Here is a 26,004-nt window from a genome sequence, read left to right on the forward strand (position 1 = left end):
AAGCTGCTGTAGTAATCAATCAGGCATATTCAGTAATTACTGAACATAGGTTGTAGTTTGCTGAGTGGTTGTAGTCTGAGCCTGCTGTACCGGATTTAACCGGATTTCCACACGGCGGTTTTGTGCGCGTCCTTCAACAGTTGCATTGCTGGCAATAGGATTGGCAGATCCGTATCCGTTAGCGCTGATACGGTTATAAGCAACACCACGGGAAGTCAGGAAATTTGAAACTGATTGTGCACGGCGCTGTGATAACGGGATGTTAATACTGTCATTACCTGTGCTATCAGTGTATCCGGCAATAGTGATGGTAGTATCTACATATTTAGCCAGTACTTCAGCCACCGATGACAGAGAAGAGGTAGCCGCGCCACTTAAATCTGAACTATTGGTTGCAAATGTCACATTTTCAGGCATAGTCAGTTTGATCTGATTACCCTCACGCTGAACTTCGACATTGGTATTAGCCAGTTTCTGGCGTAACAGTTTTTCCTGATAATCCATATAAGCGCCAATACCGGCTCCGATAGCACCGCAACCAAGTGCTGCATTACGTGCACCGCGGCTGTTATGAGTAATCGCGCCGACAATGCCGCATACGGCAGCGCCACTTAAACCATATACTGCTGTTTTACTGGCATGAGACTGACCGGTAGACGGATCGGTAACACAACCGGTTAAAGCAAGGGTGGTAGCGGCTGCAAGTGCAGCCAGTGGTTTCATAATAGTCATACTTACTCCTTCTCTTGAATATAAGCTTGATTATGCTTTTCACAGTTTCTGTTTTATGCTTTCTATAGTAGAAAAGCAAGAGTCATGCTTTTTTGGCAATATGATGTACTGAAAAGAAAAATGGTTATATCTATATGATAAAAAGATAAGTTTTTGGTTGAAAACTGCTTTAGACCATAATAATTATTGGCTATAGTACCGTTCAGACTACTATAATTAACTTTTTAAGCTGGTTATATCTTGAAAACAACCAGTTTAACCTCATACAAACTAATTACCTTAGTACAGTGCTACCATTTTAGCCATTTGGAAACGACATGCTCAGCTTGTATAACACTTTAACCAGAAGCAAACAAGAATTTACACCGATTAATCCGCACCAGGTGCGTATGTATGTGTGTGGTATGACTGTTTATGATTATTGCCATCTTGGTCATGCCAGAGTAATGATTGTATTTGATCTGGTGGCGCGCTGGTTGCGGGAATTGGGTTATCAGCTTGATTATGTACGCAATATTACTGATATAGACGATAAAATCATTGCCCGTGCCAATGAACGCGGGATTAGTATTACTGAGCTTACCGATTACTATATTCAGGTCATGCACGAAGATGCAGCCGCTTTGGGTGTACTGCCGCCAGACCACGAACCGAGAGCCACGCAATATATCCCGCAAATGATTGCTATGATTGAAGATATCATTGCTAATAATAAGGCTTATATGGCGGATAATGGCGATGTTTTTTATGCGGTACGCGAGTATCCGCAATACGGTCAGTTAAGCGGGAAAAGTCTGGATGATTTACGTGCCGGAGAACGGGTTGATGTTGACGGACATAAACGGGATCCGTTGGATTTTGTGTTGTGGAAATCAGCCAAGCCGCATGAGCCCGCATGGGACAGCCCGTGGGGCAGAGGACGCCCGGGATGGCATATTGAATGTTCTGCCATGAGTAAAGCACTACTGGGTAAAAATTTTGATATTCATGGAGGTGGTGCTGATTTACAGTTTCCTCATCATGAAAATGAAATTGCTCAGAGTTGCGGAGCGGAAAAAAACGGATGCTGTGAAGAGCATAATCATTTTGCCAGCCATGTTAAATATTGGTTACATAATGGATTTATTCGTGTTGATAATGAAAAAATGTCTAAATCACTTGGAAATTTCTTCACTATCCGCGAAGTGTTGCAGAAATACGATGCTGAAGTTGTGCGGTTTTTTATTTTGCGTGCACATTATCGCAGCCCTTTGAACTATTCGGATGCTCATCTGAATGATGCAAAAGGCGCATTAACCCGCTTATATACGGCACTTAAAAATACAGCTGCGGCAGAAGTGGCAGTACATGCTGACTTAAATGATTACACGCGCCGTTTTTATGCAGCCATGAATGATGACTTTGCTACCGTTGAAGCTGTAGCAGTATTGTTTGAGCTGGCTAATGAAATTAATAAAACACATGACGCCAAACTGGCAGGATGTCTGAAAGGGCTGGCAGGTTTACTGGGCTTATTACAACGTGATCCGGCTGCTTTTCTTCAGGGAGAAGTGGGGGAAACGGTTCAGGGTCTGGATAGCGCAGCTATAGAAGCGCTGATAGCTGCACGGCAGCAGGCTCGTGCAGAACGTAATTGGGCTGAATCTGACCGGATTCGTGATGAGCTTACGGCAGCCGGTATTGTATTGGAAGATGGTGCCGGCGGGACTAGCTGGCGTCGTGCTTAAATTTGTATACAGCACAGCCTTAAGTCTCAGACCGGGTGTGTTTTTGTAATGCATTATGGTCTTGACAGCAATGTCAGACTTAAATAGTGGGATGTGAGGAATCTGGTCGTTTCATATCGTTTTAGCTGTGAAGAAGAGTAGCTGCTATATACTGATTCACTTGAAAATCTTACTCATGCGAGTATAATTACCCGATTCTGGACATCCGTTTCAAGAGGTACAGGCACAACCCCTGTGCCCGCCAACCAAGGACGATATTATGAATAACAGCATTCAACCGAACTACCATGATATAACCGTGACTTGCTCTTGCGGTAACACTTTTGTAACTAAATCCGCAATGGAAAAAGATACTTTCAATATCGAAGTATGTTCTGCATGTCACCCTTTCTACACAGGTAAACAGAAAATCGTTGACTCTACCGGTCGTGTGGATAAGTTCAATCAGAAATACGGCAATATGTTCAAACGTTAATTCTTATTTGCAACATGTTGCACCGAAAAAGACTGCCACCAGGGCAGTCTTTTTTATCAGATAATCTGATGTTGTGTTCAATACAGTAGCAAAAATAGCCAAAAAATTCGAATATTTTACTGGTTTGATTATTTCAAGCGGGTATACATTTACCTTTCATATTACGAAACTCTTTCTTGATAGTTCCGCGCAAAATTGTGAATTTGCATTTTCTGATTCATAGTTAGTAAAAAGCATTGATTTAATCTTGTTTTACCGGGATCGCTGTTTTCTGTTACCTATCCAATTTTAAAATCTGAAAAATACAAATTTTTCTTATTTTTCTTTTATTCAATATATAAAATCGATAAACGCTAACGCTGGCTTAAAGTTTGATTGGTTAATAACCATAACCAGCTTACTAGTACAAAAGGTAAGGTTAATACAGGTATGGCAAACGGCTTCAGTATTGTGGCTAATGCGGCCTGAGTAAGAACAGTAAAGATAATACCGAAGACAATATAAATAATGGTTTTAAAATCCTGATTATTACTGAAAGTAGCCAGTGTGATAGCTGTCAGGATTGCATTAAAAGAATAGAGTCCGAGAGAGATCATTTCTATCTGACTGCCATAGAACAGCGCAATACCGATGGCCAGTACAGAGCCGGCCAGAGCATAGATAGCCATTCTGATTGAATTGACTGCCAGTCCCGCCAGAAAAATGACACCTGCCAGCGTGCTGTTAAATAAAAATACTTCGGCAATGCCCAGTATACTATCCGGTATCAGATGCAGCAGATTAAAACTTGAAATCTGTGCAGATAATTCCGTAGACGGTTCGCGTATCAGTACTGAGAATGATGGTGTAGCCAACAGATACAGCCATGTAATCAACACAAATGGTATTGTCAGACAGGGTAAGTACCATTGCTGTAATATTGAGCTGAATGCTTGTGTAATAAATACTGATAATATGGCAGCAAGTATGATACTTAGCCATAAATACAGTGAATTTTCGCAGAAAACAGATAAGGCGATACCAATCAGACAGGCATTGAAACCATAAATTCCTTGCAGCCAGGCTTTGCGGTTAAGCTGGTACATGTAAGCTATTGCATTGGCACAGACTACAGCAAGTAAGCAGGCCAGAGCAGTTTGTGGCTTACCGGCACTGTAACTGCCAAATAGTATGCCTATTGAAAAGATTAGCCCGGAAACAGGATTGTTTTGCAACATAACCTGTCCGTAGCTGCGCAGGATAACATCAATAAACTGACAAAGATGATTGGTACTGGTTAACTGATGCCAGTACTGACGTACTGAGGCTGTGTTCATCTGATTTCTCCTTTTTATTTTTACTTTAGCTGAACAGATAAATTACTATCAGCAGCGGTAACTATGAATATTAGAATGATTATAAAAGAGAATAAGTGATAGTTGGGTTGCAGAAGTATAAAAATGTAATTATCCCGTATCTATTCAGGCGAAATAGTATCTGGCAGAATGTAATAGATATTTATATCAGGGCGTTATTTGTCTGTAACAAAAAATACGCGGATGCAAGGCTGCTATTGAACAAACTACTGAATAATATTTCAAATATAATCCAGATTAATTAAAACGAATTTCATATGAAATTTATAAAACTAAGCGAATCAGATAAGTTTGATTTATATCTAATGAATAAAGAATAAACCTGAATATTAAGTAATAAAAAATACTAAATATTGTAAGTTAATTTATTTTTTTGTAATAATAATAATTCCCAGTATTAGATATGGAAATAAATATGAAAATTTTGAAAACAGTGTTGTTATTATCCCTGAGCATGATACTTTTTGGGTGTGGTAACTCGAAGCAGGCAGAGCCAAATAAAGCAGGTAGTGAGGCAGTACAGTCAGATGCTAGTAAGTCTGATAACAATAAATTAGATGATGATACTATTCAGAGCTACTTTAGCGAGCTTAAACGGCAACTGCCTATGAGAGTTTCCTCAACTACCCAGCTGGTCGATCTCACTATTGGAAATAATGTAGTAGATTATAAATATGTAGTAACAGGAAATAAAAAAAATTTCTCATCATCTAATGTTCAGAAAATGACTAGTGATAACTTAAAAAATAAATATTGTGAAAATAGAGATCCTGATCTCGTGAAATTAAGAAATTCATTTCCGGATGGCATTAATCATCATTATTATTTTAAAGATGAAGATAAAGAATTATTTAGTGTACATTTAGTACCATCTGATTGTGATGCTAAATAAATTGAAACAGATAATGTGAAAGTAATCATCATAACAGGGTGTTCAGCCCTGTTTTTCTTTTATTATTCATCATTAATTATTTAAACTTTGCCGGTTTTATAGTTTTAAAAGGTTCAGTACCGGAAAACAGGCCGGATGCGAAAATCAAAAAACATAAATTGCCAGTAGACTAATTTATATCCGGATATGAAAAATAGTAAAGCTGGCTTTGTAATCTTATAACCAGACTGAATTATTATATTTAGCTATCAGAAAATCATGTACGGTATAGATTATCTATTCCGCTAAAAATAATTCTGAATATCTTCTCTTAATTCCTGGCAGAGGCGGAATGCAGAATCTGCTTAAAACAATTATCAGCAGGGGGATTATCTTTTCTGCCGAATATGCTATTGTTCGAATAGCAGCCGGTATAAAGCCATTTACCTGACTGCTGATTCTGATAACTGGTATGGTTACCAGATTTTTTATGATAAAAATATTTAGCAGGAAAAACTTATGCAGCTACAGCTGAATTCTGTCGGTACACCTTTATTCTATGGCGTATTTATCGTGATTGTCATTGTGATGATTGCAATTGATATGCTTACATTGAAAAAAGAGGGAGTGCATCGGGTTAGTACCAAAGAAGCTCTACTATGGACAACAGTCTGGATTACTGTCTCTCTCGGATTTGCTGCCTGGCTGTATTTTGAGCTGGCACATAATCCTGCCGCCGGTCCGGCTATAGCAGCAGATTCGGTGATGGATTTTCTGACAGGTTATGTTTTGGAAAAATCACTCTCAGTCGATAATATCTTTGTATTTATTCTGATATTCGGTTATTTCAAAGTGCCGGCTGAGTACCAGCATCGTGTTTTGCTTTACGGTGTACTGGGCGCTATTGTACTACGCGCCATTATGGTGGCTCTGGGTGCAGTACTGGTCAGCCGTTTTGAATGGGTATTGTATCTGTTTGGTGTATTCCTGCTTTATAGCGGGATTAAGCTGATGCTGCCTGAAAAGACGGAAGATAAAGGTCTGGCCGATAATCCGCTGATAGGCTGGCTGCACCGGCATATGCGTGTTAGCGGGCAGTTAAACCGGGAAAAATTCTTTACCGTTGAAAACGGTCAGCGTATGGCAACTCCTTTGCTGCTTACTTTGATTGTGATTGAATTAAGTGATGTTGTTTTTGCTGTTGACAGTATTCCGGCAGTATTTGCCGTCACCACTGACCCGTTTATTGTTTTTACTTCCAATATCTTTGCGGTACTGGGGCTGCGTGCGATGTATTTTTTACTCGCCAATGTAGTAGAAAAATTTATCTATCTCAAATACGGGCTGGCTGTGGTTTTAACTTTTATTGGCGGCAAAATGCTGGTGGCCAAATGGTGGCATATTCCTTCTTTTGCTTCACTGACTGTCGTGTTTAGTGCTTTAATGATTGCTATACTTGCTTCATGGTGGAAAACCAGACAACAACCATCAGCTTAATTAATAATAGGTGATATTTATTTAAACAGCCTGTTATCTGTTACTGCCATTAACCGGCAAAAACAGATAACGGGCTGAAATTCGAAATTAGCTTAAAAACGATTAAGCTAATTTATTGATGATTTCGCTTACCCGTGCTACGTAGATTTTAACGGTTTCAATATCGCCGCGCGGAATTTCATCTACGCTGGCATCTGCCGGTGTTTGTATCAGCGCTCCTCCAGAGCCTCCGAGTACATTAATATCATTACGGTCTGCTTCTTTGTTATTGGCCGGTAACAGTCCCAGACTTACCCAGATACCGCCGTGCTGTGCGGCCAGTGTCTGCATCCAGAGAAGCGTAACCTGTTTGTCACCGTTAAAACTGGCACTATTGGTAAATCCGCCAAATACTTTATTTTGCCATGCGCGCTCTGCCCACAGTCCTGAAGTGGCATCAGCAAATTTTTTGAATTGCCAGGGTACATTGCCCATATAAGTAGGTGCGGCAAAAATAATTCCTTTGGCGTCGTGAAGCTGTTGCCACTGATCATTGTCCAGATCACCATTAGCATCAATTTCAACCAGTACTGCATCGGTATCTGCAGCGGCTGCTTCAGCTATTTTACGAGTATGACCGTAACCGGAAAAAACCACTATCGCCAGTTTACTCATTTGTACATCCTTATGAATGATTAAATGTTAAAACAGTTTATGCGTGCTGTGCTGCTACTGCAAGAGAGTTTCAGGAAACAAAAATTTCGATTATTGCCTGCGAAGAAATTATTGAGTGATGCATTATTATCCTTACACATACCAGTAGCTATGGTATTTAGCTAATACACTAATGTACTAAGACAGCATGCTTGAATTTGTTAGTTTACGGTACGCTTGCTGTTGTGGTAAATTATTGTTAAACTCAATTAATGCATAATCATGCTAGAGTGATAACAGACAGGAAAATTAATGTTGCCGGTAGCCTGTATCAGGCTTACAAAAGATAATTAACAGCGGCAGCACACATCAGGCACACAACCATTTCTTCATAGTAAACACTGTAATTGTTTCAGAACCTGCCCGTACCGGCGGCACACCAAAAATAGCCAACAGGGCAGTAACCGTGGTGTAACTTTTACTCATGAGAGGTAATTATATGGCGTACGCTAGTACCAATCCTTATACCGAGCAACAGGTAAAGGCATTTTCTGATACTACCGATATTGAGCTGGAAGCAGCATTAAATCATGCTGATGCCGCTTTCCATCAGTGGAAAACTACTACATTTGCCCAGCGTGCGCGTATTCTGCAAAACGCTGCGGATATTCTGCGGGCTAATATTGAAGAATATGCCAGTTTACTCACGCTGGAAATGGGTAAACTGTTTAGTGAAGCTAAAGCAGAAACTGAGCTGTCAGCACAGATTCTTGAATATTATGCAGTTAATGCTGAACGGCAGCTTCAGCCGGAAGTGTTACCGGTTACATCCAATAAAGGTAATCGTGCCCGTATTGAATTTGCTCCGCAGGGTATTATTCTGGCTGTTGAGCCATGGAATTTCCCTTATTACCAGATAGCACGTATTGCAGCCCCGCAACTGGCTGCCGGTAATGTGATTGTGCTGAAACATGCTTCTAATGTACCTCAGTGTGCAGCGAAAATGGAGGCGATGTTCCTTCAGGCCGGTTTAATGGCCGGTGCTTTCCAGAATCTCTATCCAACTCATGCTCAGCTGGCCAAAATCATTGCTGATCCGCGTGTACGCGGTGTAGCGCTGACTGGCTCTGAAAGTGCCGGTGCCATTGTTGCCGCTCAGGCCGGAGCCGCAGTGAAAAAATGTACCCTTGAACTGGGTGGTGCAGATGCGTTCATTGTACTCAATGACGCAGATATCGAAAAAGCAGCTAAATGGGCTGTTTTCGGACGTCACTGGAATGCCGGTCAGGTATGTGTCAGTGCCAAGCGTATTATTGTAGAAGATGGTGTATACGACCGTTTCCTGAGTTTGTATCGTCAGGGTGTGCAGCAATTGCGTATGGGTGATCCGATGGATGCAGCCACAACACTGGCTCCGCTGTCTTCACGCTCAGCCGTTACTGGTTTACAGCAGCAGCTGGATGAAGCAGTTAAGCTCGGTGCGCACGCTGAGGAAATTCCGCTGGACATGCCTGCTCAGGGCTGTTTCTTCCGGCCGGTTATTCTGACCAATATTCAGCCGGATAATCCGGCACGTCACTGGGAATTCTTTGGTCCGGTTTCTTCAATTTACCGTGCTAAAGATGCAGCACATGCTATCGAGATTGCTAACGATAGCCCGTACGGATTGGGCGGATCTATCTTTACTGCTGACGAAGAACGCGGTGCACAGCTGGCTCAGCAGATTGATACTGGTATGGTATTTATTAATCATCCAACCATGGTAAAAGCTGACTTACCTTTCGGTGGTGTGAAACGTTCCGGATTCGGACGTGAATTACTGGATCTGGGCTTAAAAGAATTTGTTAATGCTAAGCTAGTAAGTATTGCCGATATTGACGGTGAATTCTAAGCAGAGCAAATAAAGCAAAACAGGGCTGACAGTGTGCAGCCCTGTTTTTTTATCTCCGACCGTCAGTAAATTAATTTTTTCTTTATTTTCTCCATTGTGGTTAGCAATCTGTTTTTTCGGTTCAGTAAAGTGTTTACCTGGAGAGACATATACGTTACTGAAATGTAATATATATGTAGCATTATGCTAAATTCCGGCTATTGTGTTCTGCTGACAATATTTTCTCAGGTAAAGTGGTGATATCGAGTTTTTATGCATTATCTGATTGATAATAATATTTTATTTCACCATGATGAGCATAAATGTGTACCAGTGATTGAACAGGAGGCCGTATGTTAACCATTATCGCTGCACCCACCAGTCAGGACTTTGCTAATCCGCGCCTGAGTGAAAAGTATACTCAGCCACAGTTTCTCAAACAGAGCGAACAGTTAGTACATTATTGCCGTCAGCTAAGTGTGAAACAGCTGGAGGAATTGATGCACATCAGCCCGCATCTGGCTGAGCTTAATCAGCAGCGTTTTCAGGACTGGCATACGCCATTTACCCCTGATAATGCTTTACAGGCGGTTTTTGCCTATAGTGGTGATATTTACACCAGCCTGAAAGTTAGTGATTTATCCTTGCATGAACTGGATTATATGCAAACCGCTATATGTATTCTTTCCGGTTTGTACGGCATATTGCGTCCGCTGGATTTAATCCAGCCCTACCGCCTGAGCATGAATGTACGTCTGGAGAATCCTAAAGGTATTAATTTGTATCATTTCTGGCATGAAACTCTCACCAGCCATTTGAATCAAATAGAAACTGAAACCATCATTGATTTAGCTTTTGATAATTATTTCAAAGCAATAGATAAGGATAAACTTAAAGCACAGGTAATTAAACCGGTTTTTCTGGATGAAAAAGCGGGTAAATACATGAATGTTAATGCTTATGCGAAAGAAGCCATGGGATTGATGACTCGCTTTATTGTACGCAATAAACTGCACTCACTTAAAATGCTGCATGAATTTAATGAGCATGGTTACCAGTTTGCTGCACATGAATCAAGTGAGGATGAACTGGTATTCAAACGTTCAGAAAAAACAGCTCAGCAATACCGTAATTAGGCATATTATTCAGTATAGCTGTACAAAAGTTGCAAAAAAAGCAGAGCAAGTACATAAAAATGTGGTAGTTTTAGCAAAATTAGGTACAATCGCCGCTTTTACCATCGCAAAGGTGTAACCATGTCTGAATCAACCCCAATCTGCCCGCAATGTGCCAGTGAACAGAATTATTTTGATGGTAGCTTTACTGTCTGTCTGGAATGCGGACACGAATGGGATGCTGCCAGCAATACTGGCTCATCACAAGAGCTTGATGTTAAAGACAGTAACGGTAATCCGTTGTCGAATGGTGACGACGTTATTCTGATTAAAGACCTTAAGCTTAAAGGTAGCAGCACTGTTCTGAAAAAAGGTGCAAAAGCTAAAGGTATTCGTCTGGTTGAAGGCGATCATGAAATTGATTGCAAAATTGACGGCATGAAAATCATGCTTAAAGCGTGCTTTGTGAAAAAGGCCTGATATTTTTTAAAGAGGTACGTACATAAAACCCACCCTGTCTGCCAATTTATAATTGCAGACAGGGTGGGTTTTGATCTGTGGATAACTAAGTTATCCACATACAGGCACCAATATGCTCTAATTATTGTCAGAAGTTAATCCCGAGTCAACAACCGCATAGATACGGTTGTCCAGAACACTGGCACTGATTCTTTGCATAATGACATTAGCCAGTTCAGTACGATGAATAAAACCATGTACCTCCTGCTGATAAAAACATTTACCTGTGCCAGTAACGTCACCATTAGACAAACCGCCCGGACGCAGAATTTCATAATTCAGCTTACTGGTTTGCAGCCATACCTCTGCCAGAGATTTTTCCCGTACAGCATGCCCGAAAGCAGTTTTTGCGCGTTCAGACATAGTATGCCATGAGTCGCCGCAGCCCAGAGAGGTAACCAGCAGCATCCGGGAGATACCAGCTTGTTCAGCTGTATCAATAATCAGGCGCTGAGCCAGATAATGTGCGCCAGCTGATCCGCCCAGAGTAGAGACAATTATGGTATTGGTGCCGGCAAGCCGGCATATTTCTTTGACACTGGATTCATCGGTAGCATCACCAACCACAGTCTGCACACCCTGCCGGTTTAATTCAGCGGCAAAAGCGGCATCGCGTACCAGTGCCGCGCAGCGCCATTCAGATGATTGCTGTAATGCCAGCTGTAATACCTGATAGCCGGTGCCTTTTTTAGGGCTCACCCCGAACAATAATAGCGTTTTCATCAGTTTTTCCTTAGTCCGGACGGAAACGTTGAGCCAGAATTCTGAATTTATCTAATTGCTGTGCTTTTAATTGTCTTTGTTCATCACGTCCGACAAAAATTTTAAACATAGCTTCACCCTGACGGTTCAGAAAAATAATTCCCGCAGTAGCCATATGCATAAAACTGCGCTCAACAAAAGCGATATGTGCACAGTTTTCTGCCCGGATATGCCCGCCGAATGCTTGCTTATGCTGCAAATTAAAATAACCGGCACCATATTTTCCAGCTGGCAGTTCACCGGAAAATTCAGCAATAATATCCGGAGTGTGAACCAGAAAAGTAATTTCACCCCATGTAAGCACTTCCTGCCATACAGTATCAAATTGACTTCCGTCTGTCAGCACTGCATCAGGCATGGCTTCAATTACTGCTGTTAAACTAGTCTGATATTGCCGGGCAATCTGTTCCAGCGTACCTTCCGGGTTACTTTGCATGAAAAGTTTAAGATTATTACTTGCAGACTGTTCAGTCATTTTTATTTCCTTAAATTAAAACTGTTTTGACGCTGAGATATTACGGAGCAGCGGTATGCCCTGGCGCGGATTTTCCGCTTTGGCGCATCTGCATCATTTTTTCCTGTCGCTCAAGATGTTCCGGATTATTCAAAGACAATAGTAATTGCTGCAAAGCCTGTAACAGATTGCTCGACCAGAAACGGCCTGATGGGGTTAGCAACAGACAGCGTGCATCATTGACGAGTAAACCGGCCTGCTGCCATTGTTCCAGTAACGGATCCAATAAGTGAGCCTGTGTTGTCAGTGCAGCTAAATCAACCCGACCCTGTTCTATACCGGCCTGAAGCTGATATAACCATTCTCCTAGTAAAGATTGGCCGGTAAGCATCATCAATGGTTTTTTGCCTTGTTTCAGCCGTGTGTAGTACTCAGCCAGATCGCGTTGCAGCATAAATGACTGACCGCCCAGCCGGCCACCGGCACCGGAGCCAAATGCAAAGAAATCAGCACCCTGCTTAATTAGCAGATTATATAAATTTCGTTCACGTGTGGTTTTAGCCCAATGGCTGTTACTTAGCTGCATCCAGCCCTGCCGGCGTAAAAAAGCTTCACCCTGTAAATAAAAATGACATTTGTCCGCTACTGAAGGTAATTCAAGTTGGCTGTTTTCCACCCGCTTAGCCAGCGGTGTGGAAGAAAGCAGATTTAGAGCATACAAATCCACACCATCTAGCGGCAGGCCGGCAGCAAGTTCTAAATCTGTCTGCCAGCTCTGAGGCGTCTGCCCGGGTAATCCAAACATCAGATCGCACACCAGTGCTACACTGTCTTTAGCGGCAATTCGTTCAAATGTTTCTATAATCTGTTCACGTTTGGATAAGCGTCCGAGCTTCTGACGAATATTGGTATCGAAAGTCTGAATACCGATTGAAAACCGGTTTGCACCTGCCTCTATATAACTATCTGTACGTGCCTCATCGAAATCAGAAATTCGTCCTTCAATAGTAATTTCACAATCAGGTGCAAGAGGTAATGACTGTTTCAGTAAGCTGATTACCCGGGCTAGCTGACCGGCAGGCAGAGCGGATGGTGTACCACCTCCGAAATAAACCGCATGAATGGGTGCAGACTGTAATGCCGGATTGTTGATTTCCAGAGTGATTTCGGTTAGTAAAGCATCAATATATGCTTCAGTATCAAATTTGCGCAGCAGATTCTGGTAAAAACCACAAAACTGGCAGTGAGTATCACAAAAGGGGATATGAATATAAATCAGCCTTTTATTGCCGGTAAGTTTGGTTTGCTGTAATTGTTGCCATTGCTTTTCGATATCTTCCGCAGCCAGTGGCATACTTGCGCGTAATGGCATCACAGCCCGGCGATCCTGAAACGGTAAACCAGAACATGCAGCATAATAACGGCTTAAATCCAATGATTTCATAACACAGACATAAATTGAAAGCTGCAAGAATTAAATAATAATTATTATCATATGGCAATGGTTTTATGACCATGTATACTTAACAATATCCTGTTTATTGATACATATCAACAGACTTGAATATGCCAATAGAAATGTTTATTCTGTAGAATAGTTGTACAAAAACTATTTTATGCGTATTGGAATTCATCTATCAATGATTAAAGGTAAAAATTAGATGGATTAGTAAAAAGAAGAGAAGATGAAGCTAAATTTTTCGAAAAAGGATTATAGTAATGAAGAAAATTCTACTAATTATATTAATATTTATGAGTAACAATGTTTTTAGTTCTATTAGTCCAATAGAGAGGATGTTCATTGATATGGATAATACTATAAAACATAATTCAACTATAATAGATAAATTATCTAAAATTCTTTTAAAAAAAAATATTGATATTTTTCAGAAGGAATGGGAAGGTGAGGTGAATAAAAAATGCGAGTGGGTAAGTAATAATATTGATGTTTACCGCTTTGGTCAGGAGGATAAATTCAGTTATCCAGACTGTTTAATTAGCGAACAAAATTCTTTTATTAATGAATTAATTTTATTGATATATCATAATAAAATACCAGTAAATATTAAATTACAAAAATACATCACTAAAATTCCAGAGCAAAAACAATATAATATTTATTTCAATCTATTAACAGAGAAATATGCTTCAAAATTTTGCAACACATTTTATACTTCAACAGATATTAATGATTGTATGAATCGTTTCCTTTTAACTCAATATCAGCCCGAAGAATATGGATTTAAGCTTACAGTGGATAAGAGTTATCTATATGATTCTCCAAATTTAAAAAATAAAACAAAAATATATTTAATTAGAGAGGATAAGGTAGAATTATTAAATTATAAAAATGATTTTTATGAAATTGAATATACAACAGAAAAAAATAGGAAAATTAAAAAATGGCTTCACTGTTCTGCTATTGATGCTTGTATTTCTGATTAATAAAATAAATCTTAAATGGCAAGAGAAACATTTAAAATAAATGTTTCTCTTGCAAATCCTAATTTAGTTGTTGCTAAAAATTATTTATTATCATCAAACGGTTATCTATGGGTAAAAAGAATGCAGCTGAATCAGATGGAAGTGTGAATAAATTTATCTTTCTGAATTAAAGCCTTATAAGCTTAAAACTGAATTTATAAAAATCAATATTGATTAAAGTTCTGATTTTTGAATTAATTGTATTTATTAAATGGTAATTATATAAACTCTGTATTCTGACTATATATTTAATTGGCAGCAGGTTATCTTTATGGCTAAGCATTATTATTGAATATTCTGAAAATAAATAAAAATTTGATAATCTCAACAGTTAAAACAGGAATTAATAAAGAAAATACTGTATAGTTAACATTTGTAAATTTATTATTCATCCACCGGAAATAAATTATGCAACAAACCCAGTCTGTCCGGCAGATTACCGGATTGCTTATTGGTACCGCAGTTGGTGATGCAATAGGGCTGGCTCGTGAGGGTATTGCTCCTAAGCGAGCCAGACGTATGTTTGGCGATAAAATTCAGCACAACCTGATTGTCACTCCATGGGGGAGAATAGGGTTATGCAGTGATGATACTGAGCATGCAGCGATGGTGGCACAATGTCTGCTGAGCTGTAAGCTGAATCCGAAGGATTTTAGTGGCCGGCTGGGCAGAGGCATGAGGCGATGGTTTCTGACTATGCCGGCCGGTTTGGGTATGGCTACTTTAAAAGCCTGCCTGAAATTGTGTCTGGGTATAAATCCGGTTAAAAGCGGTAATAACTCTGCCGGTAACGGAGCGGCTATGCGTGCACCGGTGATAGGCTGGTTTTTTGCCGGTAATCCGGACATCATGCGTGAATGCATTCATGCAGCTACCATCATAACTCATACTGATCCGCGTGCTGAAGAGGGCGCATGGGTGATTGCCATGGCTGCCGGCTATGCCAGCCGGCAGCAGTCTGAGGTGTCTGCTGACAGTTTCTTTGCTGAGATTATGCCTGCGCTAAGCGGAGAGCAGCTTATCAGTCACTTGCAACTGGCTCAGCAGAAACTTAAGCAGCAGGCTCAATTGCATGAATATCTGCTGGCGCTGAAACTGGAAAAAAAAGGAATTACTGGCTATATTAACAATACTGTGCCTGCTGTTATCTATGCATGGCTGCGCTATTATGGTGATTACGAACAAACCGTCAGTGCATTAATACAAGCGGGCGGCGATACTGATACCACGGCAGCCATTGCCGGCGCTCTTGCCGGTATTTATGCGGGCGAAGCAGGTATTCCGGAACAATGGCTGCAAGGTGTGAAAGAATGGCCAATGAGTGTGGACTATCTGCGCAAACTCTCGGTGGCACTCGCTGACAGAAAACATCATCCGAAACAGATTATCAGTCTGAAACAGCCACCATATGTTTTCTTATTATGCAGAAATATACTTTTTTTCTGCATAATCATGTTGCATGGTTTCAGACGGCTGTTACCGCCGTATTAGGCAATAAATACTTTAATGCTGAACCATTAAACAGATAAAAACAGACCGATGATTTTATAAACATTGTTTCGGTATCGTATTTTCCTTAACGCCGTTCGGGCAATAACCTACGCTTTGTCCGAGTTTTACTACTACCACATCCTTTATCCGGAAAATACTGCCTTTCTGCGGCCACACAGGTGCGGCATGAACGGTATTTAAATCAGATTTAATATCATCATAGGATGCGGGAATGATAGTGGCAATTTCGGCTTTATTCATAAATGCAGATATTCTTGCGGAATTACCACTATCCCAGTTAAGAAATGAAGCACCAAACATATCTGAATTATTTGGTCTGTTTACGCGTTTAATATCCATCGCACCAAAGAAATATACTTTGACAGGGGTATCCGGAGATACTTTTATTTCTTTGGTGATATCACTGGCAATAAATGAAGCCAGCCGATAATCTTTATTGTAGGCAATATAGTCTGTATAAAATAGGTTACTGGAACAGGCTATACCATATAAAAATGAAAAAGCGGCCACCGCCCATAAATATTTATTTTTTCGAATAATAATAAAACCAATCAATCCTGCAGAGGCAAAGAATACGGCAAAACTGGTCATCGTTCTGGGTGGTAACCCTTTGCCGACAATAATATTCATACAGAATAAAGTCAGAATACTTAAAAGTACATAAAACCCATATCTGGCTTTTCTTTTTAACGGATGTAGGAGTGGCAAAATTAAAAATACAAACGCAATTAAAAAAGTATTTAATCCATATGGAGCTTTTAAAGTGAAATAACGCTCTATAGAACGTCTAATCTTGTGTAAGCTTTGTCTGGGGGATTCATTAAACCAGGTGACAAGATCGCTTAAATAAGATTCAGACTGCAGATGATAATAATTCAGGATTAATTTTCCCAGTACAAAATACAGTATTAATCCGATAACTGATGAAATACATAAAGCAGTTATCAGTTTTAAATGCCGGGTATTTTCTGTACCTCTGACCTCATCGATTAATAAATATGCGATTAGTAATGAGTACGGGAGAAAGATTAATGATTGATAAATAGCTATTGAATAACAGATCAGAAAGGCCGGAAAAATTACGGTATGCAGAAAGGAATTTTTTCTGACAATCAAGTATACGGCAACAGATGACAGTAATATTGCTGTGGCCAGTGTGTCACACTGGTTCAGAAACTGTAACTGATAGGCAAACTGTACAGATGAGGCATATAAAACAGTAAAGAAAAGCGATTGATTCAGATTTAAACAAAATATTTTGACAATTACCGTGCACGAAGCGGCCAATAAAATAAACGTCAGAATTTCAGTGAAAAAGGGGATAAAAGGTTCTGGATAAATACTGGCTTTCAATAAGGCATGCCCCCATCTGCCAATTGCGACAGTATGCAAAATGTTGTTATTGAATTCTTCATCTATAGACAAAGAAAAATGAGTAAGCTCAAAGCCGAAAATAAAAATATAGATAATCAATGCGGACAAAAAAGAAAATACGGCAATCTGGTTTTTATTATTCTGGTCTGGCTGAAAAATTTGCATTCAATGTCACCCTTATTAAGGTAAAGCTTGTTGTTTAATAATCTATATTTCTCCGGAATATTTGTCGCTGACATAGAATCTTGAATAAACCGGAGCTTTCTTTTCTATGGAGAAATTATAATTCAATTTGATTTAATCAGTTACTCTATATAAGCAGATTGAAGCTAATAAAAACTATTTTTAAAGTAAAAAACAAAATATAAAGTTGATTTGAGGTTTTATGCTAAAAATATAATAAATAAAGCTGGTATTAGATTTTAAATAATTATATGTAATAAAAACGCTGATTATTCAATGAAAATGCAGATTAATTAGGATATTAAGTGGCTCAGGTTTTATTTTAATATATTTTAATTTAAGGAAAATTAAACGCCCTGTTGTTCTTCAACAGGGCGTTTAAGAATTAAAAAGCGTTCACAAGCTATTTATTCTACAGTCACCGATTTCGCCAGATTTCTTGGTTTATCTACATCAGTGCCGCGGGCCAGTGCGGTGTGGTAGGCCAGTAGCTGTACCGGTATGGTGTGTACAATCGGGGAAAGTACGCCCATATGGCGCGGGGTACGGATAACGTGTACGCCTTCATCGGCGCTGAATTCGCTGTCCAGATCGGTGAATACAAAGAGCTCGCCGCCGCGTGCGGCTACTTCCTGCATATTGGCTTTGACTTTCTCGAGCAGGCTGTCATTAGGCGCAATTACCACTACAGGCATATTCTGATCTACCAGTGCCAGCGGGCCGTGCTTAAGCTCACCGGCCGGATAAGCTTCGGCATGAATATAGGTAATCTCTTTAAGTTTCAGAGCGCCTTCAAGGGCGATGGGGTAATGAATGCCGCGGCCTAGAAACAGTACGTTATTTTTAGCGGCAAACTGATTTGCCCAGCCGGCAATTTGCGGTTCGAGATTAAGTACATGCTGCACGCTGCCGGGAAGCAGGCGCAGCTCATTGGTATATTGCTCTTCTTCTTCAGGGGTAACCAGTCCGCGCATTTTGCCCAGTGTTACCGCCAGTCCGAACAATGCCACAAGCTGAGTCGTAAAGGCTTTGGTAGAGGCTACACCGATTTCGGCACCGGCGCGGGTATACAGTACCAGTTCACTTTCGCGCGGCAGAGCCGATTCCATTACATTGCAAATAGAAAGGCTGTGCTGCATGCCCAGTGACTGGGCATATTTAAGTGCTTCCATGGTATCAAGTGTTTCACCGGACTGAGAAATCGTGATGACCAGCTGTTCCGGATCGGCAATAACTTTGCGGTAGCGGTATTCACTGGCAATTTCGACGTCTGTCGGTATTTGCGCAATGGCTTCCAGCCAGTAACGTGCAGTGAGTGCGGAGTAGTAGGAGGTACCGCAGGCAAGAATTTTAATGTTACGGATTCGCTTAAAGATGCCGGCAGCACTGGCGCCAAAGTTTTCCGGCTCAAAGCCGCCTACCAGAAATACTTCGGCGGTGTCGGTGATGGCTTTGGGCTGTTCGTGAATTTCTTTTTGCATGAAATGGCTGTACAACCCCAGTTCGAGCGAAGCTAAGGACAGTTCAGACATTTTGATTTCACGTTCTGCCGGCTGATTGTGTTTGTCGAGCAGAATATCAATGCCTTGTGTGGATAGCTGAACAAGGTCGCCATCTTCGAGGAAGACAACACGACGGGTATAAGCAATAACGGCGGAAACATCGGAAGCGATAAAGCTTTCATTTTCACCCAGTGCCACTAACAGCGGACAGCCCATACGCGCAGCTACAAGTTTATCGGGATTGTCTCTGGCAATCACGCCGATGGCATAGGCACCCTGAAAACGTTTGCAGGCAGTTTGTACCGCCTGAAACAGGTTGCCGGTGCTGGTGTGGGTGTATTCGTAATGGATGCTGTGAGCAATGACTTCGGTATCAGTTTGGGATGTGAATTCGTAACCCAGTGCCTGTAGCCGGCTGCGCTCACTTTCAAAGTTTTCGATAATGCCATTATGAACAATGGCAATCATATTGTTAGAAATGTGCGGATGAGCATTGGGTTCAGTAACACCACCGTGTGTTGCCCAGCGGGTGTGACCAATGCCCAGTCTGCCTTTGAGTCCGGCAGCCTGAGCGGCTTCTTCCATAAATTTAACGCGGCCGACACGGCGTACGCGCTCAATACCGTCCGGTGTCCATACGGCGATGCCGGAAGAGTCATATCCGCGGTATTCCAGCCGTTCCAAGCCGCTGGTAAGAAATTCTACTACGTTATTCTGTGCGCGAATGGCGCCAACTATGCCACACATGGTTTATCCTTTTTCAACAGGCATGGGTTGCAATGCAATTACGGTTTTTTTACCTGGCTGGAATGCGGCTATTGCGGTTTGCGGGTTATGCCGTGTTGATTCCAGTTTTTGTGTATCGTCTGCCTGATGATGCTGTTTCAGTTTTATTTGAAATGAAGATTGTAATGGAAACGGCGGATTTGTACAGTAAACTTTGTTTACAGCCTGCTGTACAAACAGACAGATATGTTTATGCTAATGGTTTTCAGGATGATGTTGGGTAGATAAATTATCTTTATATATCAGATATTTTATTCATTTGTTCTGTGAGTATCATTAAGTATCTGGTTTAGGGATATGTTGGTGGTATTGATTTATGCCGGCAAATTGTTAATGTGTTTTCACCTGAAAAGACAGTTCTGCATCCAGGTAAGTCAGATTTAAAATTTTTGCTGGTTCAGGCTAAGCGGGTAATCGGAATGGTTCTGTCCGTGCCGGTGACGGCCTGATAAATTTTTCTGGCACCTTCAGGACAAATAAAGCAGTCGCTGCATTTACTTTGCTGACAGGAAGGCTGGTAAGGACCTATCTGGCGGATGATCCCTTTTCTGAGCCAAAAATTAAGCATTTGCTCCATGGCACTTTCCTGTACCTGAAAATGGCGGGATAAATCCTGCAGGCTGGCTTGTCCGATAGTGATAAGGTAGTCACGAATGGCAGTGATAAGCATATCCGGTAGTCCTTTATCTGGGTTGGCTGATGGTTTGTTCCCGCTGTCTGGATAACTGAATGCAAACAGATAGTGATGATTTTGCAAATATCACTATCTGTTCAGGTAAATAAGTTTTGGTAATTAGTAAAAATGCCTGATTACTCAGTGACAGCAGCTGCTTTTGCTGTGCGGGCAGTTTTTCATGGTTATCTGGCAAGTCTGACGCCGGCTGCCGATAAATTTCATGCTGCAAACAACAAGAATAAACAGACAGGCTACTCCGCCAATCCAGTATGCGGCGCTGGTACTGTGACTAAGCTGGTGGTACTGGTAGTAAATGGTGGCACAGCTCCAGCCGGTAAAGAATGTCCAGCCGGCTACAAACAGCATCCAGCGTCCGCCGGCTTCGCGGTAAATGGTACCTAGCGCAGCCGCACACGGTGTATATAGCAGGATGAATATGAGATAGGCCATTGCGGCGGCACTACTGTCGAAGGAGGTTTCCAGTTTGGTTACTGTGCGTCCGGTCATGTCCATATCCTGCTGTACGCTGTCAGCACTCTGATTCAGCGCACTAAACCCCAGAGGATCGAGAAAGGAACCGGCCAGTTCGTTTAAGTTGGCTGGTATGGTGTTCAGGGCTTTGATGACACCGGCCTGAAAATTAAAGGTTTCTTCTCCGCCATCCTCTTCCGCTTTCATAGAGTACAGGGAGTTGAGGGTGGCAATGACGGCTTCTTTGGCAAAGATACCGGTAAATATACCTACCGTAGCCGGCCAGTTTTGTTCATTGATACCCATAGGCGTGAATACCGGGGTAATTTTCTGACTGGAAACCGACAGTACAGACTGGCTGCTGTCATTGTGGCCGAATGAGCCGTCGCTACCCAGTGAGTTAAGCAGGCTGAGAATGGTTACCATGAGTACGATGGCCTGTCCGGCACGGAAAATAAATCCTTTCAGACGTGACCATGTCAGGTAAAGCATGCCGCGCAATGTAGGCAAACGATAAGCGGGCATTTCCATAATAAAAGGGGTAATGTCGCCGGGCAGCAGGGTGTGTTTGAGAATAATACCGGTAAGAATGGCAACACCGATACCGAGCAGATAAAGGATAAAAACCACGGTTGAGGCGTTTTCAGGAAAAAACAAAACAGCAAACAGGGTGTAAACCGGCAGTCTGGCACCACAGGACATAAAAGGTATCATGCTGATAGACATGAGACGGTCACGGGCACAGTCCAGTGTGCGGGTACCCATAATGGCAGGTACACCACAGCCGAAGCCGACCAGCATAGGAACAAAGGCTTTGCCCGGCAGGCCAATGGCACGCATGCCGCGATCGATTACCATTGCGGCACGCGCCAGATAGCCGGAATCTTCGAGAAATGACAGGCACAGAAACATGGCTGCAATAACCGGAATGAATGTGGCCACTGTTTGAATACCACTACCGATTCCGTTGGCCAGAATAGCAATCAGCCACTCGGGAGAGCCGAGTTTGGTGAGCAGGGCGGAGAAGCCATCGACAAATATGGTGCCAAAGAGGATGTCGAAGAAATCGATAAATACAGAGCCGAATTTAACCGCTACCATAAACATCAGGTACATGACCAACAGAAAAAACGGGATGCCGGTATAGCGGCCCAGGGTAATACGGTCAATTTTATCGGATAAGGACAGATTTGCTTCACGCGGCTTTTCAATTGCAGAGCGGCTTAGCTTATCTATGGCGTCATAACGGGCGCTGGCAAGGGCAACGTCGATTTCATGGTTACACCAGTCAGACAAGGCATCACGGCATTGTTGCAGGATATGTTTTTCGGTTTCAGTAAGAGAAACGGGGTTCTGTTTAAGTAATAATTCGATCAGCGCCCACTGGTCGAGCTGGTGTACGGCACTATCGGCCGGAAGCTGAGCCAGATAGTTGCGGATAATGGTGCTTTGTTTGCTACCAAGAGTATCCAGCTCGGGATGGGCTGCTACAGGGGTGGTGATGGCCTGTGCAATTGCCTGTTTAAGTTGCGGTATTCCGGTTTTTCGTGCAGCGGAAATGGGGATAACCGGACAGCCAAGCTGTTTGCTTAGTGTGCTGATGTTGATATTTTCCCCTATGTTATGCAAGGCATCGATCATGTTGAGAACGACCAGCATCGGCCGTTTGAGATCGAGCAACTGGAAAGTCAGGTACAGACTGCGTTGCAGATTAGTGGCGTCGATAATGTTGATGATCAGGCTGTCTGGTTCATTGAGAACAAACTCACGCGCAATCATTTCATCCTGAGAAGCAGCTATGTCGAGATTTTCTATGGCATAGGTACCGGGCAGGTCGATGATTTCTACCTGTTGCTGGTTTATCTGGATACTGCCGGTTTTGCGTTCTACAGTTACCCCGGGCCAGTTGCCGACCTGCTGGCGTGAACCGGTAAGCGCATTGAAAAGCGTACTTTTGCCGCTATTGGGATTGCCGATTAATGCTATTTTCATTGTATTGCCTCAACTACGCCGATGGCTTGTGCTTCACTGCGCCGCAGGCATAGGTAAAATCCGCGGGTTTTGATTTCCAGCGGATCGCCTAATGGTGCTGTACGGATTACGGTAACGTGGCTGCCGGGGGTAATGCCCATGGCTAACAGACGCCGGCGAAAAGGCAGAGATTCGGGCAACAGTCGGGTTATAACTGCCGGCTGACCAAACGGTAGTTGATCAAGAGTAAGTATTGGCACTGCGGTTGACCTTCAGTAGTAGGTAAGGTGTCTTTGTTATTATTGGGAATCATTTTTATTGTACATGATATTACTTTTGCCTGTTAATTTGCTTGTATGAATGGCTAAGAGAAAATGCTTTGTTTAGTTCTTTTGTGAAGAATATAGTGAATAAAGTGATTATTTTGCGAATTATAATTAGTTTGTGTATTTTTTAAACGCAGATATGTAATGCTTTTGATTAAAGTATGGCGGGTTTGGTGAAACAGATGTAAAGGCAGGAAAGATTAGTGAATAAGATAATCAGCCCGGCAGGCAGAATAGCACTGGCGGGCTGATAAAGAGATTATTTCTCGTTGTTTTTTTCTGGTCGCTGCCATTCTGACAAAGTTGTCTGGCGACTGCGTGACAGTGTCAGTTTGTCTGGCGGACAGTTCCTGCTCAGAGTACTGCCGGCACCGGTAGTGGCACGGTCACCTATGGTGATGGGCGCAATAAGCATATTGCCGGAACCGATGCGGACATGATTACCAATGGTAGTACGGTATTTGTTAACTCCGTCATAATTACAGGTGATGGTACCGGCGCCAATGTTGCTGTTTTCGCCAATAGTGGCATCGCCCAGATAGGTAAGATGATTGGCTTTGCTGCCATAGCCAATGGTGCTGTTTTTAACTTCGACAAAATTACCGATATGCACTGCGTCACCAATCTGTGCCTGCGGTCGCAGGCGTGCAAACGGACCAACCCGGGCATCGCTGCCAATATTGCAGTTTTCCAGATGGGAATTGGGGTGAATGATGGTACCGGAGCCGATGGTGGCGTTTTTAATCACACAATTGGCACCAATGGAAACGTTGTCACCGAGATCTACATTCCCTTCCAGAATGACATTAATGTCGATTATTACGTCTTGCCCGTGGGTTAGCTGTCCGCGTAAGTCGAAACGGGCAGGGTCACGCAGAGTTACGCCAGCCTGAAGCAGTGCTGTAGCCTGCTGTTGTTGCAGAATGCGCTCCAGCTGTGCCAGTTGCAGTTTGTTATTAACGCCGGCTGCCAGCCATGATGCACGCACTTGCAGCGGATAAACGGGAATATTGTCCTGCCGGGCCAGTGCAATGACATCAGTCAGGTAGTATTCTTGCTGACTATTGTTATTTTGCAACGCATTGAGCCATTGGGTCAGCTGACAATTGGGAAGTACAAAGATACCGGTATTGGTTTCGCAAATGGCTTTTTCCTCTGCGCTGGCATCTTTTTCTTCAACAATGGCGACAACATTGCCATGTTGACGGATGATGCGGCCATAGCCGGACGGATTGTCGAGAACGTCGGTCAGTAATCCTACGTCTTTACCGGCGGTGCTGAGTAATTCTTCCAGTGTTTGCTGATCGATAAGAGGTACATCACCATACAGAATCAGAGTCCGTCCGCTGTCGGATAAATATGGCAGAGCCATTCTGACTGCATGGCCGGTACCCAGTTGCTGGTCTTGTTCCACCCAGCATACGTCTGCCTGAATTTGTTCCCGTACCAGCTCTTTGCCGTGACCAATAACGACGGTGATATTGTCCGGATGCAGACTCTGTGCGGTGTTAATAACGCGTTCCAGCATGCTGATACCGCCGATTTCATGCAGAACTTTGGGCAGGCGTGAATACATCCGGGTACCTTTGCCGGCTGCAAGGATGACGATATTTAAGGGTGAATTAGCCATAAATTTGTATATATTAAGATGTGAAAACGGGCTGTCGGTAATCTGGCATGATTCCGGCAGCCCTGTACTGATGTATCTGGATTATTCGGCACTACTGTTTGAATCTGACCAGTGTGTGTGTGCCGGTAATTTTTCGTCTGCATCCCCTACAGTGGGTTTCATCACGTGCGGTTCGGGGCGCATGCTGTTATAGCGCATATTATGTGAGTAGGTGCCATCCTGATAAACCACACGTGTACCCGGTTCATATTTCTGGCGCAGTTTTGTCTGTCCGCTGGCATCCTGATAGGTTTCCCATGTGCAGCCACTGATGGTCAGTAGACCGCAAATTAAACAGATTCCGGCACGCATGGTGTTGTCCTTTGAGGTTAGTCGTTTGTACAGGGATATTGTAGAGAATTTGTGTGCCTGCGTATAGTTGCTTTATAACAGAGACGGGGCAATCTGTAGCAGACTGTGCATATCCGGTACAGCAGCATCGATTCCGGCAGCCGGATGGCTGTGTGTTCCGAACCATACTGTTCGCATGCCCAGTGTATGTGCTGTTTTCAGATTGGACAGGCTATCGTCTACCATAATGCATTGATCAGGGCGGATATGCAGCTGTAAACACAGGCTGTGGTAAGCATGCGGATGAGGTTTGTAAAGCATTTGTACATTATCAGTACCAAACAGGGCATGGAAATGAGATTCAATTTGCATGGTATTGATCAGTGCCTGTACATAATGGCTGGGACCATTGGAAAAAACGACTTTATAGCCGGGCAAATGGGTCAGAGTATGCTGTATTTGCGGCATAGGCTGCAACAGAGGCAAAATTTGTTCCAGCGGGTGACATGCCAGCAGAAATTCCTGAAGATTGATTTCCGGATGGTGTTTTTGCAGTCCGGCTAGTGTGGCGCCATAATCCTGCCAGTACTGCTGACGCAGCCGGGAAGCGGCAATATCGTCGATATTTAAGGTGGTGGCTATATAGGCTGTCATGTGCTGATTGATAATACCGAATATGCCTGCATCAGCCTGATGCAGGGTATTGTCGAGGTCAAATAGCCAGTAATGAGTTGTCATGATTTGTAAGA

General features: G+C 42.5%; 24 protein-coding genes. 10 read left to right on the forward strand and 14 right to left on the reverse strand.

Annotated elements, in window-relative coordinates; all coding sequences use genetic code 11:
- Window positions 1–36: 36 nt before the first annotated feature.
- Window positions 37–732 carry an OmpA family protein gene (locus H3U73_RS00100; RefSeq protein ID WP_078474978.1) on the reverse strand — a complete coding sequence of 232 codons (696 nt, stop codon included), beginning with the start codon at window positions 730–732 and terminating at the stop codon, window positions 37–39.
- 317 nt (window positions 733–1,049) lie between these two features.
- On the opposite strand from H3U73_RS00100, the gene cysS reads away from it, so the two are divergent.
- Window positions 1,050–2,459, forward strand: a complete 1,410-nt coding sequence (cysS, locus tag H3U73_RS00105) for a cysteine--tRNA ligase (protein ID WP_084549909.1) — start codon at window positions 1,050–1,052, stop codon at window positions 2,457–2,459.
- A gap of 259 nt (window positions 2,460–2,718) precedes the next feature.
- Window positions 2,719–2,934 carry a 50S ribosomal protein L31 gene (gene rpmE / locus H3U73_RS00110; RefSeq protein WP_037394224.1) on the forward strand — a complete coding sequence of 72 codons (216 nt, stop codon included), beginning with the start codon at window positions 2,719–2,721 and terminating at the stop codon, window positions 2,932–2,934.
- A gap of 353 nt (window positions 2,935–3,287) precedes the next feature.
- Here rpmE and H3U73_RS00115 read toward each other — a convergent pair whose 3' ends face one another.
- The gene (locus tag H3U73_RS00115) at window positions 3,288–4,250 is read right to left on the reverse strand and encodes an urea transporter (protein WP_198189750.1); all 963 of its coding nucleotides are present in this window, start codon (window positions 4,248–4,250) and stop codon (window positions 3,288–3,290) included.
- Between the two features lie 454 nt (window positions 4,251–4,704).
- Between H3U73_RS00115 and H3U73_RS00120 the strand changes: the two genes are divergently transcribed.
- Together H3U73_RS00120 and H3U73_RS00125 are read left to right on the forward strand one after the other, a co-directional pair.
- Window positions 4,705–5,181 (forward strand): hypothetical protein, encoded by a 477-nt coding sequence (locus H3U73_RS00120; protein WP_025331536.1) that lies wholly within the window; start codon window positions 4,705–4,707, stop codon window positions 5,179–5,181.
- 498 nt (window positions 5,182–5,679) lie between these two features.
- Window positions 5,680–6,657 (forward strand): TerC family protein, encoded by a 978-nt coding sequence (locus H3U73_RS00125; protein ID WP_084586011.1) that lies wholly within the window; start codon window positions 5,680–5,682, stop codon window positions 6,655–6,657.
- Between the two features lie 102 nt (window positions 6,658–6,759).
- Here H3U73_RS00125 and H3U73_RS00130 read toward each other — a convergent pair whose 3' ends face one another.
- Complete coding sequence (locus H3U73_RS00130; protein WP_025331534.1) at window positions 6,760–7,311, reverse strand: flavodoxin family protein; 552 nt, start codon at window positions 7,309–7,311, stop codon at window positions 6,760–6,762.
- 478 nt (window positions 7,312–7,789) lie between these two features.
- Between H3U73_RS00130 and H3U73_RS00135 the strand changes: the two genes are divergently transcribed.
- From H3U73_RS00135 to H3U73_RS00145, 3 genes are all read left to right on the forward strand, one after another.
- A complete protein-coding gene (locus tag H3U73_RS00135) occupies window positions 7,790–9,181 on the forward strand; it encodes an NAD-dependent succinate-semialdehyde dehydrogenase (RefSeq protein ID WP_025331533.1) in 1,392 nt (463 codons plus the stop codon).
- A 332-nt stretch (window positions 9,182–9,513) separates the two neighbouring features.
- The gene (yaaA, locus tag H3U73_RS00140; protein WP_078474982.1) at window positions 9,514–10,296 is read left to right on the forward strand and encodes a peroxide stress protein YaaA; all 783 of its coding nucleotides are present in this window, start codon (window positions 9,514–9,516) and stop codon (window positions 10,294–10,296) included.
- Window positions 10,297–10,416: 120 nt separating this feature from the next.
- A complete protein-coding gene (locus H3U73_RS00145; RefSeq protein ID WP_078474983.1) occupies window positions 10,417–10,755 on the forward strand; it encodes a zinc ribbon domain-containing protein YjdM in 339 nt (112 codons plus the stop codon).
- Window positions 10,756–10,872: 117 nt separating this feature from the next.
- Here H3U73_RS00145 and H3U73_RS00150 read toward each other — a convergent pair whose 3' ends face one another.
- Genes H3U73_RS00150 through hutW form a run of 3 tightly spaced genes read right to left on the reverse strand, consistent with a single transcriptional unit; the run spans window position 10,873 to window position 13,454 of the window.
- Window positions 10,873–11,517 (reverse strand): NAD(P)H-binding protein, encoded by a 645-nt coding sequence (locus H3U73_RS00150; protein WP_198189752.1) that lies wholly within the window; start codon window positions 11,515–11,517, stop codon window positions 10,873–10,875.
- Between the two features lie 10 nt (window positions 11,518–11,527).
- Window positions 11,528–12,031 (reverse strand): heme utilization cystosolic carrier protein HutX, encoded by a 504-nt coding sequence (gene hutX / locus H3U73_RS00155; RefSeq protein WP_096766241.1) that lies wholly within the window; start codon window positions 12,029–12,031, stop codon window positions 11,528–11,530.
- Between the two features lie 40 nt (window positions 12,032–12,071).
- Complete coding sequence (gene hutW, locus H3U73_RS00160; RefSeq protein WP_084549903.1) at window positions 12,072–13,454, reverse strand: heme anaerobic degradation radical SAM methyltransferase ChuW/HutW; 1,383 nt, start codon at window positions 13,452–13,454, stop codon at window positions 12,072–12,074.
- A 362-nt stretch (window positions 13,455–13,816) separates the two neighbouring features.
- Between hutW and H3U73_RS00165 the strand changes: the two genes are divergently transcribed.
- Together H3U73_RS00165 and H3U73_RS00170 are read left to right on the forward strand one after the other, a co-directional pair.
- The gene (locus H3U73_RS00165; protein WP_144363173.1) at window positions 13,817–14,455 is read left to right on the forward strand and encodes a hypothetical protein; all 639 of its coding nucleotides are present in this window, start codon (window positions 13,817–13,819) and stop codon (window positions 14,453–14,455) included.
- 447 nt (window positions 14,456–14,902) lie between these two features.
- Window positions 14,903–15,985, forward strand: coding sequence for an ADP-ribosylglycohydrolase family protein (locus H3U73_RS00170; RefSeq protein ID WP_084550113.1), 1,083 nt, complete (start codon window positions 14,903–14,905; stop codon window positions 15,983–15,985).
- Window positions 15,986–16,039: 54 nt separating this feature from the next.
- Here the strand turns inward: H3U73_RS00170 and H3U73_RS00175 are convergent, their stop codons facing one another.
- Both H3U73_RS00175 and glmS read right to left on the reverse strand, forming a co-directional pair.
- Window positions 16,040–17,545 carry a glucosyltransferase domain-containing protein gene (locus H3U73_RS00175; RefSeq protein WP_084550111.1) on the reverse strand — a complete coding sequence of 502 codons (1,506 nt, stop codon included), beginning with the start codon at window positions 17,543–17,545 and terminating at the stop codon, window positions 16,040–16,042.
- Window positions 17,546–17,970: 425 nt separating this feature from the next.
- Window positions 17,971–19,812, reverse strand: a complete 1,842-nt coding sequence (glmS, locus tag H3U73_RS00180) for a glutamine--fructose-6-phosphate transaminase (isomerizing) (RefSeq protein ID WP_084550106.1) — start codon at window positions 19,810–19,812, stop codon at window positions 17,971–17,973.
- 92 nt (window positions 19,813–19,904) lie between these two features.
- Between glmS and H3U73_RS00185 the strand changes: the two genes are divergently transcribed.
- Complete coding sequence (locus H3U73_RS00185) at window positions 19,905–20,075, forward strand: hypothetical protein (RefSeq protein ID WP_172397542.1); 171 nt, start codon at window positions 19,905–19,907, stop codon at window positions 20,073–20,075.
- 173 nt (window positions 20,076–20,248) lie between these two features.
- Here H3U73_RS00185 and H3U73_RS00190 read toward each other — a convergent pair whose 3' ends face one another.
- The 6 genes from H3U73_RS00190 to H3U73_RS00215 all read right to left on the reverse strand — a co-directional run bounded on the left by H3U73_RS00190 (window position 20,249) and on the right by H3U73_RS00215 (window position 25,993).
- Entirely contained in the window at window positions 20,249–20,608 is a 360-nt protein-coding gene (locus H3U73_RS00190; protein WP_084564873.1) for a FeoC-like transcriptional regulator, read from the reverse strand.
- A gap of 57 nt (window positions 20,609–20,665) precedes the next feature.
- Window positions 20,666–22,990: a Fe(2+) transporter permease subunit FeoB gene (gene feoB, locus H3U73_RS00195; RefSeq protein WP_198189754.1), complete on the reverse strand. Its 2,325-nt coding sequence runs from the start codon at window positions 22,988–22,990 to the stop codon at window positions 20,666–20,668.
- Window positions 22,987–23,229, reverse strand: a complete 243-nt coding sequence (locus H3U73_RS00200; RefSeq protein ID WP_084550098.1) for a FeoA family protein — start codon at window positions 23,227–23,229, stop codon at window positions 22,987–22,989. The genes feoB and H3U73_RS00200 overlap by 4 nt, the downstream gene beginning before the upstream one ends.
- A gap of 325 nt (window positions 23,230–23,554) precedes the next feature.
- On the reverse strand, window positions 23,555–24,925 hold the full coding sequence (gene glmU / locus H3U73_RS00205) for a bifunctional UDP-N-acetylglucosamine diphosphorylase/glucosamine-1-phosphate N-acetyltransferase GlmU (protein WP_084550093.1): 1,371 nt from the start codon (window positions 24,923–24,925) through the stop codon (window positions 23,555–23,557).
- 81 nt (window positions 24,926–25,006) lie between these two features.
- Window positions 25,007–25,276, reverse strand: a complete 270-nt coding sequence (locus H3U73_RS00210; RefSeq protein ID WP_084550091.1) for a hypothetical protein — start codon at window positions 25,274–25,276, stop codon at window positions 25,007–25,009.
- A gap of 72 nt (window positions 25,277–25,348) precedes the next feature.
- Entirely contained in the window at window positions 25,349–25,993 is a 645-nt protein-coding gene (locus tag H3U73_RS00215) for a pyrimidine 5'-nucleotidase (RefSeq protein WP_037394265.1), read from the reverse strand.
- Window positions 25,994–26,004 lie beyond the last annotated feature (11 nt).

This window comes from Snodgrassella sp. W8124, assembly GCF_016100875.1.
GTDB lineage: Bacteria > Pseudomonadota > Gammaproteobacteria > Burkholderiales > Neisseriaceae > Snodgrassella > Snodgrassella alvi.